Consider the following 18704-nt stretch of genomic DNA (forward strand, 5'->3'; position numbering starts at 1 on the left):
GAGCCGTCATGCCGCATTCCTTCGATCGCCCGCTGAAGATCGCCGTGGTCGGGTCGGGCGTCGCAGCCCTGTCTTCGGCCTGGCTTCTGTCGCAGAGTCATACGGTGACGCTCTACGAAAAGGCGGATCGCCTCGGAGGCCATTCCAACACCGTGATCGCCGGGACCGCGACCGGAGAGACGGCAGTGGATACGGGCTTCATCTGCTTCAACGACGCCACCTATCCCAATCTGATCGCCCTTTTCGCTCATCTGGAAGTCCCGACCAGCAAGACGGATATGTCCTTCGCCGTGTCGCTGGACGACGGCCGGTTCGAATATGCGGCGCCCGGCCTGTTCGCTCAGCGCCGCAATCTCCTGCGGCCGCGCTTCTGGTCCATGCTAGGCGAGATTTTGCGCTTTTATCGCGAGGCCCCGATCGACCTGGGCGGCTTGACCGATCCCAACCTGACGCTGGGCGAGTATCTGACGCGCGAGGGCTTCAGCGAGGCTTTCCGCGACGATCACCTGCTGCCGATGGCGGCGGCGATCTGGTCCTCGCCAGCCCATACCCTGATGGACTATCCAGCCGAGGCCTTCATCCGGTTCTGCGGCAACCACGGTCTGCTGAAGCTGGTCGGGCGTCCGTCGTGGCGCACCGTCGAGGGCGGCAGCCGCGTCTATGTCGAGCGTCTGGCGCGCGAGATCGGCGACGTGCGGCTGAATCATGGCGTGACGGCGGTGCGCCGCACGGATCAGGGCGTCATGGTCCACGACAGCCAGAACCGGGTCGAGCGCTTCGACCATGTGGTGATCGGCGCCCATGCCGATCAGGCCCTGGCCATGCTGGCCGAGCCGACCGCGCGGGAAAAGGAGGTGCTGGGCGCCTTCCGCTACAGCCGCAACCTGACAGTGCTGCACACGGACGCTGGCCTGATGCCGCAACGTCGCCGGGCCTGGGCCAGTTGGAACTATATCGGGGCCGAGGAGGGCCTGTGCGTCACCTATTGGATGAACAAGCTTCAGGGCCTGCCGGGCCAGGATTTGTTCGTCACACTGAACCCTCCGCGTCCGCCCAAGCCCGATACCCTGTTGCGCAGCGAACTTTACGAACATCCGATCTTTAGCCCAGCCGCCATCCATGCCCAGAAGCAGCTGTGGAGCCTGCAGGGGCAGGGGGGCGTGTGGTTCTGCGGCGCTCACTTCGGCGCAGGCTTCCATGAGGACGGCCTGCAGGCAGGCCTGGCTGTGGCGGAGCAACTGGGCGGCGTTCGGCGCCCCTGGTCGGTCGAGAACGAGAGCGGGCGCATCCATCTGTCGACGGCCGCCGCCTGCGCGATGGAGAAGGCGGCGTGACCCAGGCCTCGGCCCTCTATCGTGGCGAGGTCATGCACCGGCGGCTGCGCCCCAGGGCGCATCGATTGCACTATCGCGTCTTCTGGCTGCTGCTCGATCTGACCGAGATCGACGAGCTGGACCGGCGGATGCGCTTTTTCTCGCGCAATCGTTTCAATCTGCTGTCCGTCCACGACCGGGACCACGGTGACGGCTCGGGCGCGCCGCTGCGCCCGCAGATCGAGGACTTTCTCGTTCGTGCGGGGATCGACATTGGCGACGGCCCGATTCGCCTGCTGACCATGCCGCGGGTGCTGGGCTACGTCTTCAATCCGATCAGTCTCTACTATTGTCATCACCCCGACGGCCGGCTGGCGGCCATGGTCTATGAGGTGACCAGCACATTCGGCGTGCGACACGCCTACGTCATTCCCGTGCCGCGCGAGGATCAGGCGGCCGGCTTGATCCGACAGGGCGCGGCCAAGGCTCTCTATGTTTCGCCCTTCATGGGCATGGAGATGGACTACGCCTTTCGCGGTCATGCGCCCGGCGCCCATTTGGACCTGACAATCGACGGCGTGGACGCCGAGGGCGTGTTGATCACCGCCGCCATGTCCGCCGAACGTCGCCCGCTGGACGACAAGACTTTGGGGGCGGCCGTCCTGGCCCTGCCTCTGATGACCCTCAAAGTCATGGCCGCAATTCACTGGGAGGCGCTGAAGCTCTGGATCAAGGGCGTGCGTCTGACCCGCCAACCGCCGCCAGCCCGCGATCCTGTGACGATCCAGCACAGGGCGCGTGAAAGCCGTCTGGCGCGTTGACCTCTGTAAACATCGGGCCACGTTCGCCCGCCTCTCTTGCGAAGGGCGCCTGACGTCATGACCACCACCTATTGCGGCGATCAGAACGGTGGGCGGGCCGTGTCTCCGGTCTTCAGCTTGCTTCTGCGGCTTCTGTCCGCCAACTGGACCTGGGGGCGTCTTACCTTGGTCCTGCCCGATGGCCGCCTTCATCAGTTGACCGGTCAGACACCCGGCAAGGCCGCCATCCTCAACATCCGCGATCCTCGCTTCGCCGCACGCGTGCTGAAGAGCGGGGATATAGGCTTTGCAGAGGGCTATATGGCGGGCGAGTGGGACACGCCGGATCTGGCTCTCCTGCTAGAAACCCTGGTCAATAACTACGAACACATCCGGCGTCTGTTCGACGGCAATCCGCTGATGAACCTGGTCCACTGGGTCGGGCATCGGTTGAACCGCAACAGCCGGCGCGGGTCACGACGCAACATCCACGCCCACTACGACCTTGGCAACGCCTTCTACGGAGCCTGGCTGGATCCCTCGATGACCTATTCCTCGGCGCGGTTCGAAACGGCGGGGCAGGGGCTTCAGGACGCCCAGCGCGCCAAGTATGCTTCTCTGGCGCGGATGATGGACCTGCGGCCGGGGCATCGCGTGCTGGAGATCGGCTGCGGCTGGGGCGGGTTCGCCGAGTTCGCGGCGCGCGAGATCGGGGCCATGGTCACCGGCGTCACTATCTCGCGCGAACAGCATGACTATGCACGCCGTCGTCTGTTCGAGGCGGGGCTGGCCGAACGCGCCGATATCCGCCTGATCGACTATCGCGACGTCGAGGGGCGCTTCGACCGCGTCGCCTCGATCGAGATGTTCGAGGCGGTGGGGCGCGAATACTGGCCCACCTACTTCCAGAAGCTGCACGACGTCCTGACGCCCGACGGGCGGGCGGGCCTGCAGATCATCACCATTCAGGACGACCTGTTCGACGAATACGACGCCCGCACGGACTTCATTCAGAAGTATGTCTTTCCCGGAGGCTGCCTGCCGTCCGAAGCGCGGATGGCGCCCGACATCTCCAGCGCGGGCCTGGTCGAGGCGGGGATCGTACGTTTCGGCGGCGACTATGCCGAAACTCTCGCCGAATGGACGCGACGCTTTGAAAGCGCCTGGGGCGAAATTGTCAGGACCGAGGCGAGCTTCGACGAACGATTCCGTCGCCTCTGGCGCTTCTATCTCGCGTATTGCGAGGCCGGTTTCCGCTCGGGTCGTACCGATGTGATCCAGATGGCGCTGCAGCGCGCCTGATGACCTCGTCGGCCCGGCGTCATCCAGCGCGAGCACCTGTGCGCACACCAAAAATGCCGCCGACGCTGGGTTCGCAACATATTCAATCAGTCACAAAACCGCCAAGTGGCGCTATGTCGATTTATCGCCTAAGATATATTATGCGAAAATATATCTTAGCGCTCACAGGTGTTGTCAGAGTTCCTCATTCTTGAGACTCCGGACCAAATTGGCTGTTTGGTTCCTGATTGGCGAGATTCCCGGTGCCGCATTGATGAGATTCTCCGAAAGAGGCTCTACGCAGCGCTGTCCCTGGCCATCTCCAACTCGTGGCTGACAGCGGTAAAAATTAGCTCGTTTGGTGTCACGCGGCGATGAAGCGCGGCGTCACGAACTGAAGAAGCAAACCGAACCGGCACATTCACGCTGATATGGACAGCGTCGTTTTCGATCGCGAACAGATGCCGATAATCAGACCATGGCTGAGATCGCGGCGACCTTAGGCGTATCGCGCAGCACTCTTTATCGATCGCTTCGCTCTACGTCTTAGGCCTGAGACCGGCATGGGCGTCTGCTAGACCGCGCCCCGGATTCCAAGAAACCAAGAACCAGCAGCTCTCTAGGATTCAATCACTTGGAGTCCGAGGATCTAGGAGCGCTCACAGTTGCCTGAACACTTGCCTCGGTGCTCACAGGCGCTAGACCCTGACATGATCGAAGCAACCCGCGAAAACGCAAATGACTGAAGATCTTATGGAGCACGACGATGGCGAAGGATTCGATGTCGATGACTGGGCGCGACTGAAGACCTTTACCGGCGCTGTGGCCACCCTCGACGACGTGCAGGCTCACAGGGCGATCTTCGCCTTGGGTGACACGGACGAGTCGTGGGTGATCGAAATGGAGCTGCCCCAACCGATTATCTGGTGGGAAGATGACGGCGAACAGGCGGCGATTGTCGTTCAGGCCGAAGCCCATGTTGGATCCGACGGCGAAACCATGGAAGTGCTGGGTCTGATCCTGCCGGATGGAAGCACGGCTGTGGCCTTAATGGACGACGTCGACCTGGTGGACGACACCGATCCTACCTGGCGTGACCTGGTCACCAGCGCGGTTGACGGCGCTGACGACTAGCCGGGGAAGAGCCCCTCCCCCAAGCCCCATGGCTTTGGAGGAGGGACAGGGCGTCTAATCCTAGAAGTTCGCCGTCACGCTCAAGGTCACGGTGCGCGGCGCGCCATAGAAGCCGATGACGGAATCCCCGGTAATGGCGCCCGGGAAGTTATAGCCGCCTGCGCGATAGCGTTCGTCGCCCAGGTTCCGGCCTGCCAGGCTGACTCGATAGCGGGCATCCGGTGCGGTCCACATCAGGGTGGCATCGTACAGCCAGTAAGATCCCTGATCGAGCAGCGGGATCGGCGTCTCGAACATCTGGGTCGCGCCGCGATAGGAGGCCATCGGCGTGAAGATGACCGAGCCGAGATCGCCCAGATCGACGCTGTAGGGCAGCGCGATATTGGCGGTCCAATCCGGCGTGTTCTGGAAGTGGCGCTGGTCGGCCATGTTCTCCCGCTTGCCGGTCAGCGGGTTGAAGGTGACGAACTCATTGAACTTGGCGTCCAGGTAGCCGAGCGTCAGGCGCGGGATGAAGCTGTCGGTGATCCGTGCGCTGGCCTCCAGCTCCCAACCCCAGATCTCGCTGGAGCCCGCGTTGTCGACGAAGCTGACGACCGAAGCGGGCGGAATGAAGAACTGCGAGGTGATCTGCTGGTCGGTGTATTCCGACTTGAACAGGGCCGTGGCGAAGTTGATCCGCCGGTCCAGCAGCGAGCCCTTCAGGCCGACCTCGTAGGTGTCGACCAGTTCCGGCTGATAGCCGTTGATCGTCTCGGGATAGAGGGAGGCGTCGCCGCGCATGTCGAAGCCGCCCGACTTGAAGCCGCGACCGTAGGAGGCGTAGCCCGTCAGTTCCGGCGTGAACTTGTAGCTAGCGCTGATCCGGGGCGTGAACTCCGAATAGGTGTCCGAGTTGGTGTAGTCGGTCGAGGGACGGCCCGCCGGGATGGCCGCGCTGTTGCCGAAGAACGGGCTCTTGATGCCCAGATAGTTCTGGCGGAGCTGGTCGACGCTCTTCTTGTCCTGGGTCCAGCGGCCGCCGACCGACAGCGACAGTTGGTCTGTCAGGTCGTAGCTGAAGTCGGCGAAGACGGCGAAGCTCTCGGTGTCCACCTTGCCTCCGGTGAAGGTCGTCAGGCCCGCCGGCAGCCCCGGCCCCATGCTGGGATAGAGACCGATGACGGTGTCGAACGCGCCCTCGGCCGAGGCGTCCATATAGAAGAGGCCCGCCACGCCCTGCCAACGCTCGCCTTCGAACAGCAGCTGGAATTCCTGAGTGAACTGGCTGTCGGCGTAGTAGCCAGGTATGTCGAGGATCGGCTGCGGCAAACCGTCAAAGTCGATGCCGTCGCCCTTGGTGTCGCCGTCGCGCCAGGCCGTGACCGACTTGAAGGTCAGGGCGTCGTTGACGTTCCACTCGCCGGTGAAGGACAGACCACGGGTGCGGACATAGCCGTCGTCGCCGATGCCGGCGCGGGTGTCATAGATGCCGTCGGTCGTCGGCGCCTTGAGGCGATAGCCGTGCCGAGCGTTGGACTCGTCCTCGGTGATATCGCCCGCCAGACGGAAGAAGAGGTCGTCGGTCGGGGTCCATTCGACGCTGAGGCGGCCCGCCGTGACATCCTTGTTGTAGTGTTCGGCGCCCGTGGTCAGGTTCGTGCCGTAGCCGTCGCGGGTGTAGCGGGCAACCGCGCCGCCGATGCGGAGGGTGTCGGTCAGGGGCGCCGAGCCCGAGGCGATCAGATCAACCTGGTTATAGCTGCCGTAGGCGCCTTTGAGCGTCAGTTCCGGATCCTGGCCCAGGCGCTTGGTGACGTATTTGATCGCGCCGCCGATGGTGTTGCGGCCATAGAGGGTGCCTTGCGGTCCGCGCAGAACCTCCAGTCGCTCGATATCGAAAATATCCAGCACCGCACCCTGCGGACGGGCCACATAGACGTCGTCAACATAGAGGCCGACGCCGGGCTCGAAGCCCCACAGGGGGTCCTGCTGGCCGACGCCGCGGATGAAGCTGGTCAGGGTCGAGTTGGTGCCGCGCGCGATCTGGACCGTGGCGTTCGGGGTCTGCTGCTGCAAGGTGGTGATGTCGGCGGCGCCTGTCTGTTCCAGACGCTCGCTGCTGACGGCGGTGACGGCGACCGGCACGTCCTTCAGGCTCTCCTCACGGCGACGGGCGGTGACGACGATGTCATCGACACTGGAGGCCTGCTCGGTCTCCGTCGCCTGCTGGGCGAAGCTCGGCGCCGCGCAAATCGAGGCCGTGATGAAGACGCTGCTCATCAGCGCCAGACGCAACTGTCCTGTCGTTCGCATTCTCGTTTCCTCTCCACGCGCGGTCGTTTGATCGCCGCTGATCTGTGTTGGTCCGACGGTGGTCCGCGAACAGCCTCGCTGTCAACATCATTCATTCTTGCATGAATGAAGTTTCACGCGACGGCTCGACAGTCGAGCGAGCGTTGTTCATTCTCAAATGAACGAGTGCGGCGAAGATCGCGCCTGGAGGAAGAATGATGGATCAGCTCAACCGATCCGCGACGTCGCCCGTCGCGCACACTCCGTCCGGTGATCTGCGCGGCCGTCGCGAGGGCCCGGCCAATGTGTTTCGCGGCGTGCCCTACGCTGCCGCGCCTGTCGGCAAGTTGCGCTGGAAGGCGCCGCAGCCCTTCCCTGCCTGGGACGGTGTACGCGAAGCGGCGGAGTTCGGCCTCTCCGCGCCTCAGGCCGGTCCGGCTGACGTGGCCGACATCGTATCCATCGGCGGCGCGCCGGAACCGATCGGTGAAGACTGCCTAACGCTGAATGTCTGGGCGCCCGCCGAAGCCGTCGCTCCCGCGCCGGTCATGGTCTGGCTGCACGGCGGGTCGAACCGGATGGGAGCCGGCTCCCTGCCCTTCTATGACGGCGCCGCCTTCGCCCGCGACGGAGTGGTCCTGGTCAGCGTCAACTATCGCCTGGGCCAGCTCGGCTTCTTCGCCCATCCGGCCCTGACGGAGGAAGCAGCGCATGACGAACCGCTGGGCAATCAGGCCCTTCTGGATCAGATCGCCGCTCTGGAATGGGTGCGGGATCATATCAGCGCCTTCGGCGGCGATCCCGCCAGCATCACCCTGTTCGGAGAGTCCGCCGGGGGCCTCGACATCCTGGCCCTGATGACGGCCAAGCGGGCGCGCGGCCTGTTCCACAAGGCGATTGTCCAGTCCGGCGGCGGCTGGCTGCCCGCCACGCCGCTGAAAACCGCGCAGGAACGCGGCGTGGCCGCTGCGACGGCGCTCGGCCTGGCCCTGCCTGACGCCTCTGCCCTGCGCGCTGTCGCGTACGAGCGACTGACGAACGTAGAGGGGGCCTTCGGACCCGTCATCGACGGTCGCCTGCTGGACCGCGACCCGATCAGCGCCTTCGCGCGCGGCGACTTCACCGACGTGCCGTTGATGATCGGGGTCAACAGCGGCGAGGATTCCCTGCTCAACTACGGCGGCGGCCTGAAACGCTTCGGCCAGTTGATCAAGCCGAACGCGGCGCTGGCCCGCCTCTACCCGCAGGCGAACGGCGACGAAGAGCAACTGATCCGCCTCGGCTTCCGCGACTTCGCCTTCGCTGCCCCGGCGCGCTGGATCGCATCGCGGCCGCGTCGCTCGAAGGCCTGGCTCTACGCCTTTGACTATGTGGAGGAAGCACGGCGTGAAGCCATGCCTCGCGCCGCCCACGCCGCCGAAATTTTCCACGTCTTCGAGACCCTGGATCACCGTCCCGACGGTGCGCCATCCGCGACACCGGCCGACCGCGCGATCAGCGCCGCCATGCACAAGCGATGGGTCGATTTCGCCCGGACCGGCGCGCCGGGCGCCGACTGGCCCGCCTATGTCCCCGCTGACGACGCCTGGATGGTGTTCAACGACACGCCCGGCGGCGAGGTGAAGTACGGCTGGTGGAAGGCGGCGCTGGATCATCATGGCCGCAAAGGCGGACTGCTGATCCTGCTGCTGCGGGCGCGGGATCGCCTGCGAACCCTGTTCTCGGCTAAAGTCGCGCGATGACCGCCACCGTGACCAAGCCGCGCGCCAAGGCGAAAGCCAAGGCCCCGCCCAAACCCAAGGCCCAGCGCCGCGAGGAGACGACGACCCGCATCCTCGATGTGGCCGAAGCTCTGTTCGCACGCGAGGGCCTACACGGTGTCACCCTGAAGGCCGTCGCCAAGGAGGCGGGCGTTGATACGGCCTTGCTGCACTATTATTTCGACGACAAGAATCGGCTGTTCTCGACCGTCTTCGGCCGTCGCGCAGAGGTGGTGAACAAGCTGCGTCTCGACAGCCTGGACCAGTACGAGGCCAAGCACGGCGACGCCATGACCGTGCGCGGGGCCATCGACGCCTTCCTGCGTCCGCTGTTCGAGCTTTTCGACGATGGCGACAAAGCCTGGCTGAACTACGCGGCCTTGGTCGCTCAGGTGAACAACACTCCGGTCTGGGGCGGCGACACCATGCACCAGCATTTCGACCCGGTGATCGACCGCTTCATCGGCGTTCTGAAGCGCATCGCGCCAGAAACTCCGCCACGCCAGATCTACTGGTTCTATCACCTGCTGTCGGGGTCGCTGACCTTGTCGCTGGCTCAGACCGGCCGTATCGACGTCCTGTCAGGCGGCCTGTGCAAGTCCTCGGAAATGGCCGCAATCTGCGACGCCATGGAAGCCGTCTTCACCGGCGGATTCGAAGCCATCCGCCGCGCTTGAGCCCGATTCACATCGGGAAGCAGCAGTTCCAGCCGTCGAAGGCGACCTCGACATGATCGGGAAGAAGCGCCGACAAGCGATTGTAATCCAGATCGATGTGGAGGTTCGTCAGAACCGCCCGCCCGACATCCGCCCGTGCGATCCAGTCCAGAGCCTTGTCGACATGAGCGTGGGTCGGATGGGGCGAGTAGCGTAGAGCGTCAATGATCCAGAGGTCGGCGCCGCGCACCGCCTCCAGCGCCGCCTCGTCCAGATCAGACACATCGCTGGAATAGGCGACCGGTCCAAGGCGGTAGCCCACCGAGCGGATCGGCCCGTGCGCCTGATCGAAGGTCACGACAGGGATCTGGCCGCCCGCGCCGTCCACACGCCAGGCCTCGCCATGAGGCGGAATGCGCTGCGCCTCAAGTATGGCCGGATAGGCGTGATGGCTCTCGAAAATATAGTCGAAGCGTTTGGCCAGCGCGTGATGGGTCGCCGGGTCCATCCAGGCCTGGATGCGTCGCCGCGCATGGATGGCGAAGACCCGCAGATCATCGATGCCGTGCGTCTGGTCGGCGTGGTCGTGGGTGTAGAGGACTGCATCAACGTGGCGGATCTCGGCGGCCAGGGCCTGTTGCCGCAGGTCGGGAGAGGTGTCGATCAGGACGCTGGTGGTCCCATTCGGGCCATGACGCCGCGCCAGCATGGAACAGCGGGTCCGCCGGTTCCTGGGCTCGCCCGGATCACAGTCGCCCCAGTCGCCATCGCCGCGCGGCACGCCGCCGGACGATCCGCACCCGAGGATGACGATCTCCAGCTCGCCCGCCCCGGTCATTCGGCGGGCCGAGGTATGCGGTCGAACAGGGCGAAGAAGGCGTCGGTTGTGCGCCGGTCGGCTTCTTCGAGCGACCATCCCCGGATCTCGGCCAGCTTCTTTAGCACCAGACCGACATAGGCCGGTTCATTGCGGCGTCCGCGATGCGGGATCGGCGCCAGATAGGGGCAGTCGGTTTCGACGATGATCCGGTCCTCGGGCATCCGGCGAATGACCTCGCGCACGTCCTCCGCCGCCTTGAAGGTAGCGATGCCGGAAACGGAAAACCACGCGCCGAGTTCCGCCGCGGTTTCAGCAAGTTCGATGCCGCTGGTATAGCAGTGCATCAGCAGCTTGAATGGGCCCTTGGCGTGTTCCTCGCGCAGGATCGCGGCCATGACCTCGTCGGCTTCGCGGGTGTGAACCACCAGCGGTAGGCCGGTGCGGCGTGCGGCGTCGATGTGCTGACGGAAGACCGCCGCCTGCTCATCGCGCGGGCTGAGGTCGTAGTGGAAGTCCAGGCCGCACTCGCCGATGCCGATGACACGCGGGCGCTTGGCCAGGGCGACCAGTTCATCGACCGTCAGCTCGACATGGTCCTTGGCCTCATGCGGATGGGCACCGACGGTGCACCAGATGTCGTCGTGGGCCATGGCCAGGGCGTGCGTGGCCTCAAAGGTCGAAAGCTTGTCCGAAATCTCGACCATCAGACGCACCCCGGCCTCGCGGGCGCGGGCGATGACTTCGTCGCGATCATCATCGAACTGAGGAGCGTGCAGGTTGACGTGACTGTCGATGATCATCTCAGAGCCTTGGTGCGGGCGATATCGGCCAGGGCGCCGGCCAGAACGTCGGCCCGGTCCAGGTTGATGGCCGCCGTGCGGTCCGGCAGCTCGGCCAGACGGGTCCACAGTTCAGCCCAGCGCGCCCCCTGCCCGGCCGGCGCCTCCAGCGCCCGGGTCTTCACCGCCGCGATCAGACGGTCCATCAGCGCCTCGAACCGCGCCTGACCTTCGGCGCCGCGAAACCCGTCGGCGACAGCCAGCTGCTCAGCGCGATCAACGGCATCGCCCAGCACCCAGCTGCGCGCGAGGGCGTCGACTTCTTGCATGGCGCCGGACGACAGGGCCAGAGCCGCGCCCGGCGATCCGCCAGCCATGTCGGCGGCCAGTCGCGCGTCGTCGGGATCGGCGCCCGTGCGGTTGCGCACCAGGCTTTCCAACTGGTCCGGGGTCCAGATCGGGAAGCTGAGGCGGCGGCAACGCGAGCGGATCGTGGCCAGCAGCCGACCCGGTGCATGAGTCACCAGCAGCAAGACGCCCCGCTCAGGCGGCTCCTCAAGAATCTTCAGCAAGGCATTGGCGGCGTTGATATTCAGGTCATCGGCCGCGTCGATGATCGCCACGCGATAGTCGGCCTGGGACGGGCTCTTGGCGAAGAAACCCGGCAGATCGCGCGCTTGATCGACCGAGATGGTCTTCTTCTGCTTGCCGCCCTCGACCAGCCGTTCCATCACCAGCAGATCGGGATGGGACTGCGCCGTAACCAGTTGGCTGACCGGATCATAGGGCGCGGCGCCCAGCGGCCCGCGCGACGGGTCGGGCGCGGCGCCCAGCAGGCGGCGCGCGGCGCGATAGGCGAAGGTCGCCTTACCGCTGCCCTCGACGCCGCACAGCAGCCAGGCGTGATGCAGACGTCCCCGGTTAAGAGCGTCCAGAAAGGCTTCCTCGGCGGCGACGTCCGGGACCAGATCGAACCGGTCGCGTGGATGTTCGCTCACAGCAACCGCTCGGCGACGGCGCTCCGCAGACGTTCTGAAACGGCCTCAAGCTCGCCGGTGGCGTCGATCACGACGCAGCGTTCCGGGTGACGACGCGCCACGCCGAGGAAGCCCTCACGCAGCTTCTGATGGAAGGCCAGTCCCTTGGACTCGAACCGGGTCTCGAACAGGCCGCGCCCAAAGGCGCGCTCCAGCCCGACCTCGACCGGCAGGTCGAACACCAGGGTCAGATCCGGCTGGTCCTCGGCCACGATGGCAGCGTCCAGGGCCTCGATCAGGCTTTCCGGCGCGCCGCCGCCCGCGCCCTGATAGACGCGGCTGGAGTCGGCGAAGCGGTCGCAGACCACCCATTTGCCGGCGTCCAGAGCTGGCCGAATGGTGCGCTCCAGATGATCCGAGCGCGCAGCGTACATCAGCAGGGTCTCGGTGCGTGGCGACCAGCGCTCGGCGTCTCCGGCCACGACAATGTTGCGGATGACCTCGGCGCCCGGCGAACCGCCCGGCTCACGTGTCTGGATGACGTCGATCCCGAGCGAGCGCAGGTGCTCGACCAGCAGGCGCGCCTGCGTGGTCTTGCCGGCCCCCTCGCCGCCTTCGAATGTGATGAACTTACCGCGCTGCACCCGCGCACAATGGCGAGCCCGGCGCGTCAGGCAAGCCTTAACCGCCTGATATCAACAGGGCGTCGCCAAACCCGCGTGCGATGACCGCCTGACGGGCCTGTTCGGCCGCATTGGCGTCCGGCCATGGACCGACGATCACCCGAAACAGCGACCGTCCGTCGCTGCGGATGTCTTGAACGGAGGCTCGCTCGCCCAACCGGTCAGCGATTCGTTTGGCCGCGCGACGATCCGAAAAGGCGCCGGCCTGAACCCAATAGGTCGCTGCCTCGGATACCGCGGGGATTGGCGTAGTCGGCGGACTATAGGGCGTGGGCCGAGCGGCGGGGGTCGTTTCCGCGCGCTGCATCGCCATGCCGCCGCCCGTTCGCGGCGCCCGCCCGACATAGCGCACCCGCACCTCGCCGACGCCTTGCGACAGCAGCCCCAACTCCTCGGCGGCCGCCCGCGACAAATCGATGATCCGACTGTCCACGAACGGCCCGCGATCATTGACGCGCAGGATGACTCTGCGGCCATTGGCGCGATTGGTCACCTCCACCAGGCTTGGCAAAGGCAGGGTCTTATGCGCCGCCGTCAGGGCGTTCATGTCGAACCGCTCGCCGGTCGAGGTTGGGCGGCCGTGATGCTGTGATCCGTACCAGGACGCCTGCCCGACCTCATCATAGTGCGGCTGCTCGGCGGGCCGATACCAGCGACCGCGGATCTGATAGGGCCGCATGGTGCCGGACACGATCGGCGCGGGATCGGTCACGACCGGCGGACGCAGCGGGGCGTCCCGTCCGCCCCCGAAACTGGCGCAAGCGGCCAGTGTGGAAAAGGCGGCGGCGACCACTGCGCCCTTCAGCATTTTCGCCAACATGGCCGTACGCACTCCTGCTCACTCGAAGTGATCATCGCTCACCAGGTTTCCGGTTTGGTTAATGAGGGCTTTGGGACTATGCGTTCCCACGCCGCGGCGTCGCCTTCGCGCCTGCGCCTTGTTCTTGAAGCGAGCCCCTTGAAACTCTTCCTCTATCAGACCCGTTCGGGCGTCTTCGCCCTGGCGACCCTGTGTTGCATCCTTTGGGGCAGCGCCTATCCGGCGATCAAGAACGGCTATGCCCTGCTGCATATCGCGCCGAGCGACATCGCCAGCCAGATGCTGTTCGCGGGCTGGCGCTTCGCCCTGGCGGGCGTGATCCTGTTGCTTGTCGCCTCGGCGATGAACAAGCCGATTCTGGCGCTGAGCGGTCGGCAGATGGGCCAGGTCGCCTTGCTGGGCCTGACCCAGACCGCGATCCAGTATGTCTTCTTCTATGTCGGCCTGGCTCACGCCAGCGGCGTGAAGTCGTCGATCATGAACGCCACCGGCGTCTTCTTCAGCGTGGTTCTGGCCCACTTCATCTATGCGAATGATCGGCTCAGCACGCGCAAGGCGCTGGGCTGCCTGATCGGGTTCATGGGCGTGGTGGTGGTCAACCTCGGCGGCGGCGCCCTGGGTTTCGACTTCAGCCTGCTGGGCGAAGGCTTCGTCATCTTCGCCGCCTTCGTCCTGGCGGCGGCCTCCATCTACGGCAAGCGCCTCTCGGCGGACATGGATCCCATGGTCATGACCGGTTGGCAGCTCTCTGTCGGCGGCGTGATCCTGATCGCGATTGGCATGGTTGGCGGGGGTCAGATGGAGGGGCTGGACCTCCGCTCCGGCGGCCTGCTGCTCTATATGGCCTTGCTCTCCTCGGTAGCCTTCTCCGTCTGGAGCCTGCTGCTGAAGCATAATCCCGTGGGAATGATCGCAGCCTTCAACTTCCTCATCCCGGTCTTCGGGGTCGCGTTGTCGGCCATCTTCCTGGGCGAATCCCTGCTGCGCTGGAGCTATCTCGCGGCCTTGGCTCTGGTCTGTGCGGGGATCTGGCTCGTGACGCGGCCATCGGCTCCTGGCAAGGCCTGATGCCCAGGCTCGACTCGCCTGCGCTTTATGCTTGGGCGATGGCGAACTTGCCGCTATGCACGCCTCCGCGCGTTGTCTCGACTCGCGCCAAGTGAGGAAGTGTGGCCGAGTGGTTTAAGGCACTGGTCTTGAAAACCAGCGACGGTGAGAGCCGTCCGTGGGTTCGAATCCCACCGCTTCCGCCACTGCCGTCCTTACGTTCTGCCCGGCGAGATACGGCGCTTGAGGATCGCACGGTCCGCCGAGGCCTAGAGGAATCCTGCAAGTTTCCGCAGACCCGCGTTCAGCCGGGGTTCATGGCGCGGACGTCAGATTGGCGCTCAAGCCGCCAGTCTTGGCGTGCGAGGAAGAAGACCATGAAACGTTCCCTGATGGTGTTCACGGCCATCGCCAGCTTCGCTCTCCCCGCGCTCGCCCCCGTCGCCACACTGGCCCAGGAGCGGCAGGTTCAGGCTGAAGATTCGTCGCGCGCCCAGCGTCGTGCCGAGCGTCCCCAGTCCCGGTCGGACAATCCGCGCCCCGAACGTCCTCAGCGGTCCGGAGAGGAAGGTCGCCCCGGCGGTCAGGCGCGCCCGGACAGGCCCAATCGTCCGGATCGCCCGAGCGATCAGGGAAGACCTGATACGCGCCCGGACCGCCCGAACCGCCCCGACCGAACCAACGGTCAATGGCCGAACCGTCCGGATCAAAGGGGTCCCGATCGTCCTGGAACGCCGGATCGCCCAAACCGACCGGATCGTCCCGAACAACCCAACCGGCCCGACCGTCCGGATTGGAACCGACCTGATCGCCCTGGCTCGCAACAGCCGGGTCGTCCCAACCGCCCGGACTGGAACAGGCCGGATCGGCCCAACCGTCCCGATCAGCCCAATCGCCCTAATAGGCCCGACCGGCCGAACTGGAACAACGATCGGGACTACCGCGACTTCCACAACCGCTGGAACCGCGACCAGTGGCGGCGCGACTGGGATCGCCGTCACCGCAGCGACTGGTGGCGTCATGACAACCGCTTCCGGGGCTGGAGCGGCGTGCGGCTCGGCTTCTATTTCGCGCCGGGCTACGGCTACTACAGCGTGCCGCGCTCCTACTGGAACCGGCAGTATTACGTCGGCCAGTACCTGCCGGATGTCTTCTGGCGTTATCAGGTCAACGACTGGCGGACCTATGGTCTCGGCTACCCGCCTCCGGGGACCCGCTGGGTCTATGTCGACAACGCGATCTACCTGATCGACGAGTACGATGGCTACATCATCGAAGTCGTCCGCGACGCCTGGAACTGGTAGTCCACGCCGAAACAAAGAGGCCCCGGAGAGCGATCTCCGGGGCCTTTTCTTAGAGCGCCTGGCTTTTGATCAGAGGGTCTTACAGACCCAGCTTGGCCTTCAGGATGTCGTTGACCGCGGCGGGGTTGGCCTTGCCGCCCGTGGCCTTCATGACCTGACCAACGAACCAGCCGAGGGCTTGCGGCTTCTCAGCCACGGCGGCGGCCTTGTCCGGATTGGCGGCGATGATGTCATCAACGGCCTTCTCGATGGCGCCGGTGTCGGTCACCTGCTTCAGGCCGTGTTTCTCGACCACCTCGGCGGGCGAGCCTTCGCCATTCCAGACGTAGTCGAAGACCTCCTTGGCGATCTTGGACGAGATGACGTTGGTTTCGATCAACTCGACCAACTGGGCGACGTGCGCCGCCGGCAGCGGGTTCTCGCTGAAGTCCTTGCCGTCGGCGGCCAGACGCGCCGAGACCTCGTTGGTGACCCAGTTGGACACCAGCTTGGCGTCACGGCCCTTGGCGGCGGCCTCGAAGTAGTCGGCCTTGGCCTGTTCCGAGATCAGCACCACTGCGTCGTATTGCGACAGACCGTAGTCAGCCATCAGGCGACGGCGCTTCTCGTCCGGCAGTTCCGGCAGGTTGGCCTTGATCTCGTCGATCCAGGCCTGCTCGATTTCCAGCGGCAGCAGGTCGGGGTCGGGGAAGTAGCGATAATCCATCGCCTCTTCCTTGGAACGCATCGAACGCGTCTCGCCCGCCGTCGGATCATACAGGCGGGTTTCCTGAACGATCGAACCGCCGTCCTCGAGAATCTCGATCTGGCGACGCGCCTCGTAGTTGATCGCCTGGCTGATAAAGCGGAACGAGTTGACGTTCTTGATCTCGCAGCGCGTGCCCAGGAAGCCGAAGTCGCCGGTTTCCTTGAACTTGTCGTAGTTGCCGACGCGGCAGACCGAGACGTTCACGTCGGCGCGCAGGTTGCCCTTCTCCATGTCGCCGTCGCAGGTGCCGAGATAGATCAGGATCGTCCGGATCTTCTTGACGTAGGCGACCGCCTGCTCCGGCGAACGGATGTCCGGGCGCGAGACGATCTCCATCAGCGCCGTGCCGGCCCGGTTCAGGTCGACGTAGGATTCCGTCGGCGACAGGTCGTGGATCAGCTTGCCCGCGTCCTGTTCCAGGTGCAGGCGCTCGATGCCGACGTTGAAGAAGCTGCCGTCTTCGGCCTCAACCTCGACCACGCCCTCGCCCACGATCGGGTGATACAGCTGGCTGATCTGATAGCCGGTCGGCAGGTCGGGATAGAAGTAGTTCTTGCGGTCGAACTGGCTCTTCAGATTGATCTGCGCCTTCAGGCCCAGACCCGACTTCACCGCCTGCTCGACGCAGTGCTTGTTCAGGGTCGGCAGCATGCCGGGGAAGCCGGCGTCGACCAGCGACACCTGCTCGTTCGGCCCCGCGCCGAAGCCCACGGCCGCGCCCGAGAACAGCTTGGCGTTCGACGCCACCTGGGCGTGGATTTCCAGCCCCATGACGATTTCCCAGTCGCCCGTGCGACCTTTGATCACTGTTTTGTTCTCAGACATGCTCACCACCACTTGGCCGGTTTGGCGACGAAACCGGCGGAGTCTTCCAGTGCGGCCGCGACTTGGAAGACGGTCGCTTCATCAAGCGCCTTGCCGATGACCTGAAGACCCAGCGGCAGACCGTCGCTGCTCAGACCTGCAGGCACCGAGATGCCCGGCAGACCGGCCAGGTTGGTCGTCACCGTGAAGACGTCGTTCAAATACATGGTCAGCGGGTCGATCTGCTTGTCGCCCAGCTTGAACGCCGCCGTCGGGGTCGACGGGGTCAGAATGGCGTCCACCTTGCCCCAGACGTTGTCGAAGTCCTCGGCGATACGACGACGCACCTTCAGCGCCTTGACGTAGTAGGCGTCATAGAAGCCCGCCGAGAGCACATAGGTGCCGATGGTCAGGCGGCGCTGAACCTCCTTGCCGAAGCCTTCGGCGCGCGAGGCGGCGTAGAGGTCGTCCAGCGACGAGAAGTCTTCGGCGCGGTGGCCGAAGCGCATGCCGTCATAGCGGGCCAGGTTCGACGAGGCCTCGGCCGGGGCCACGATATAGTAGGCCGGCAGGGCGTATTTGGTGTGCGGCAGGCTGATCTCGACGATCTCGCAGCCCGCAGCCTTGAGCCAGGCCACGCCCTGTTCCCACAGCGCCTTGATTTCTTCGGACATGCCGTCGATCAGGTATTCCGCCGGAACGCCGATGCGCAGACTCTTGACCGACTGGCCGACCGACTGGGTCCAGTCAGGCGTCGGGATGTCGAGGCTAGTCGAGTCCTTGGCGTCGAACGAGCACATGGATTTCAGCAGGATGGCGGCGTCGGTCACCGTCTTGGTGATCGGGCCGGCCTGATCCAGCGAGGAGGCGAAGGCCACCATGCCGAAACGGCTGGCGCGGCCATAGGTGGGCTTGATGCCGACCGTGCCGGTGAAGGCGGCGGGCTGGCGGATCGAACCGCCGGTGTCCGAGGCGGTCGCGGCCAGACACAGATCAGAGGCCACGGCTGAGGCCGAACCGCCCGACGAACCGCCCGGCGTCAGCTCGGCGTCTGAATCCTTGGCCTTCCAGGGGTTCTTGACCGGACCGAAAGCCGAGGTCTCGTTGGCCGAGCCCATGGCGAACTCGTCCATGTTGAGCTTGCCCAACATGACCGCGCCCTCACGCCACAGATTGGCGGTGACAGTCGATTCATAGGGCGGCACGAAGCCGCGCAGCATGTTGGAGCCCGCCGTCGTCTGCACGCCCTCGGTGCAGAACAGGTCCTTGATGCCCAGCGGCGCGCCTTCCAGGTCGCCGCCCTCGCCCCTTGCCAGCCTGGCGTCGGAGGCGCGCGCCTGTTCCAGCGCCTTGTCCGCCGTCACTTCGACATAGGCGTTCAGACTCGGGTTCGAGGCCTCGATGTTGTTCAGGAAGGCACGGGTCAGTTCCTCGGACGAGAAGGTCTTGGCCTTCAGACCATCGACGGCGTCTTTAAGGGTAAGTTTGGTCAGATCGCTCATAA

16 protein-coding genes and 1 tRNA gene are annotated in these 18704 nt (G+C 65.1%); 9 read left to right on the top strand and 8 right to left on the bottom strand.

Annotated features, from left to right (window positions below; all coding sequences use genetic code 11):
* The first annotated feature begins 8 nt into the window (after nt 1-8).
* The 4 genes from B3K53_RS03880 (at nt 9) to B3K53_RS03895 (ending at nt 4528) form a co-directional block, all read left to right on the top strand.
* On the top strand, nt 9-1334 hold the full coding sequence (locus tag B3K53_RS03880; protein WP_292082778.1) for an NAD(P)/FAD-dependent oxidoreductase: 1326 nt from the start codon (nt 9-11) through the stop codon (nt 1332-1334).
* Nucleotides 1331-2134 carry a DUF1365 domain-containing protein gene (locus tag B3K53_RS03885; protein WP_292082779.1) on the top strand — a complete coding sequence of 268 codons (804 nt, stop codon included), beginning with the start codon at nt 1331-1333 and terminating at the stop codon, nt 2132-2134. The genes B3K53_RS03880 and B3K53_RS03885 overlap by 4 nt, the downstream gene beginning before the upstream one ends.
* Before the next feature lie 57 nt (nt 2135-2191).
* Nucleotides 2192-3415 (top strand): SAM-dependent methyltransferase, encoded by a 1224-nt coding sequence (locus B3K53_RS03890; protein WP_292082780.1) that lies wholly within the window; start codon nt 2192-2194, stop codon nt 3413-3415.
* A 717-nt stretch (nt 3416-4132) separates the two neighbouring features.
* Complete coding sequence (locus B3K53_RS03895) at nt 4133-4528, top strand: hypothetical protein (protein WP_292082781.1); 396 nt, start codon at nt 4133-4135, stop codon at nt 4526-4528.
* A gap of 60 nt (nt 4529-4588) precedes the next feature.
* Here B3K53_RS03895 and B3K53_RS03900 read toward each other — a convergent pair whose 3' ends face one another.
* Nucleotides 4589-6823, bottom strand: a complete 2235-nt coding sequence (locus tag B3K53_RS03900; RefSeq protein ID WP_292082783.1) for a TonB-dependent receptor — start codon at nt 6821-6823, stop codon at nt 4589-4591.
* Between the two features lie 194 nt (nt 6824-7017).
* Between B3K53_RS03900 and B3K53_RS03905 the strand changes: the two genes are divergently transcribed.
* On the top strand, nt 7018-8544 hold the full coding sequence (locus B3K53_RS03905; RefSeq protein ID WP_292082784.1) for a carboxylesterase/lipase family protein: 1527 nt from the start codon (nt 7018-7020) through the stop codon (nt 8542-8544).
* Nucleotides 8541-9239 (top strand): TetR/AcrR family transcriptional regulator, encoded by a 699-nt coding sequence (locus B3K53_RS03910; protein WP_292082785.1) that lies wholly within the window; start codon nt 8541-8543, stop codon nt 9237-9239. Before B3K53_RS03905 ends, B3K53_RS03910 begins: the two co-directional genes overlap by 4 nt.
* Nucleotides 9240-9246: 7 nt before the next feature.
* On the opposite strand, the gene B3K53_RS03915 is transcribed toward B3K53_RS03910, so the two are convergent.
* From B3K53_RS03915 to B3K53_RS03935, 5 genes are read right to left on the bottom strand one after another with little or no spacing between them, the layout of a single operon-like run.
* Nucleotides 9247-10056, bottom strand: a complete 810-nt coding sequence (locus tag B3K53_RS03915; RefSeq protein WP_292082786.1) for an MBL fold metallo-hydrolase — start codon at nt 10054-10056, stop codon at nt 9247-9249.
* On the bottom strand, nt 10053-10838 hold the full coding sequence (locus B3K53_RS03920; protein ID WP_292082787.1) for a TatD family hydrolase: 786 nt from the start codon (nt 10836-10838) through the stop codon (nt 10053-10055). Before B3K53_RS03920 ends, B3K53_RS03915 begins: the two co-directional genes overlap by 4 nt.
* The gene (locus tag B3K53_RS03925; protein WP_292082788.1) at nt 10835-11815 is read right to left on the bottom strand and encodes a DNA polymerase III subunit delta'; all 981 of its coding nucleotides are present in this window, start codon (nt 11813-11815) and stop codon (nt 10835-10837) included. Before B3K53_RS03925 ends, B3K53_RS03920 begins: the two co-directional genes overlap by 4 nt.
* Nucleotides 11812-12438 (bottom strand): dTMP kinase, encoded by a 627-nt coding sequence (tmk, locus tag B3K53_RS03930; RefSeq protein ID WP_292082789.1) that lies wholly within the window; start codon nt 12436-12438, stop codon nt 11812-11814. The genes B3K53_RS03925 and tmk overlap by 4 nt, the downstream gene beginning before the upstream one ends.
* A 37-nt stretch (nt 12439-12475) precedes the next feature.
* Nucleotides 12476-13297, bottom strand: a complete 822-nt coding sequence (locus tag B3K53_RS03935; RefSeq protein WP_292082790.1) for a septal ring lytic transglycosylase RlpA family protein — start codon at nt 13295-13297, stop codon at nt 12476-12478.
* A gap of 138 nt (nt 13298-13435) precedes the next feature.
* Here B3K53_RS03935 and B3K53_RS03940 point away from each other — a divergent pair, with 138 nt between their 5' ends.
* The 3 genes from B3K53_RS03940 (at nt 13436) to B3K53_RS03950 (ending at nt 15648) form a co-directional block, all read left to right on the top strand.
* Complete coding sequence (locus B3K53_RS03940; RefSeq protein ID WP_292082791.1) at nt 13436-14365, top strand: DMT family transporter; 930 nt, start codon at nt 13436-13438, stop codon at nt 14363-14365.
* A gap of 95 nt (nt 14366-14460) precedes the next feature.
* Nucleotides 14461-14550, top strand: a tRNA-Ser gene (locus B3K53_RS03945).
* A gap of 171 nt (nt 14551-14721) precedes the next feature.
* Nucleotides 14722-15648: an RcnB family protein gene (locus B3K53_RS03950; RefSeq protein ID WP_292082792.1), complete on the top strand. Its 927-nt coding sequence runs from the start codon at nt 14722-14724 to the stop codon at nt 15646-15648.
* Nucleotides 15649-15727: 79 nt separating this feature from the next.
* On the opposite strand, the gene gatB is transcribed toward B3K53_RS03950, so the two are convergent.
* The gene (gene gatB / locus B3K53_RS03955) at nt 15728-17221 is read right to left on the bottom strand and encodes an Asp-tRNA(Asn)/Glu-tRNA(Gln) amidotransferase subunit GatB (RefSeq protein ID WP_292082793.1); all 1494 of its coding nucleotides are present in this window, start codon (nt 17219-17221) and stop codon (nt 15728-15730) included.
* A gap of 2 nt (nt 17222-17223) precedes the next feature.
* Complete coding sequence (gene gatA, locus B3K53_RS03960; protein ID WP_292082794.1) at nt 17224-18702, bottom strand: Asp-tRNA(Asn)/Glu-tRNA(Gln) amidotransferase subunit GatA; 1479 nt, start codon at nt 18700-18702, stop codon at nt 17224-17226.
* Between the last annotated feature and the right edge of the window lie 2 nt (nt 18703-18704).

This window comes from Brevundimonas sp. UBA7506 (assembly GCF_002479495.1).
Classification (GTDB): domain Bacteria; phylum Pseudomonadota; class Alphaproteobacteria; order Caulobacterales; family Caulobacteraceae; genus Brevundimonas.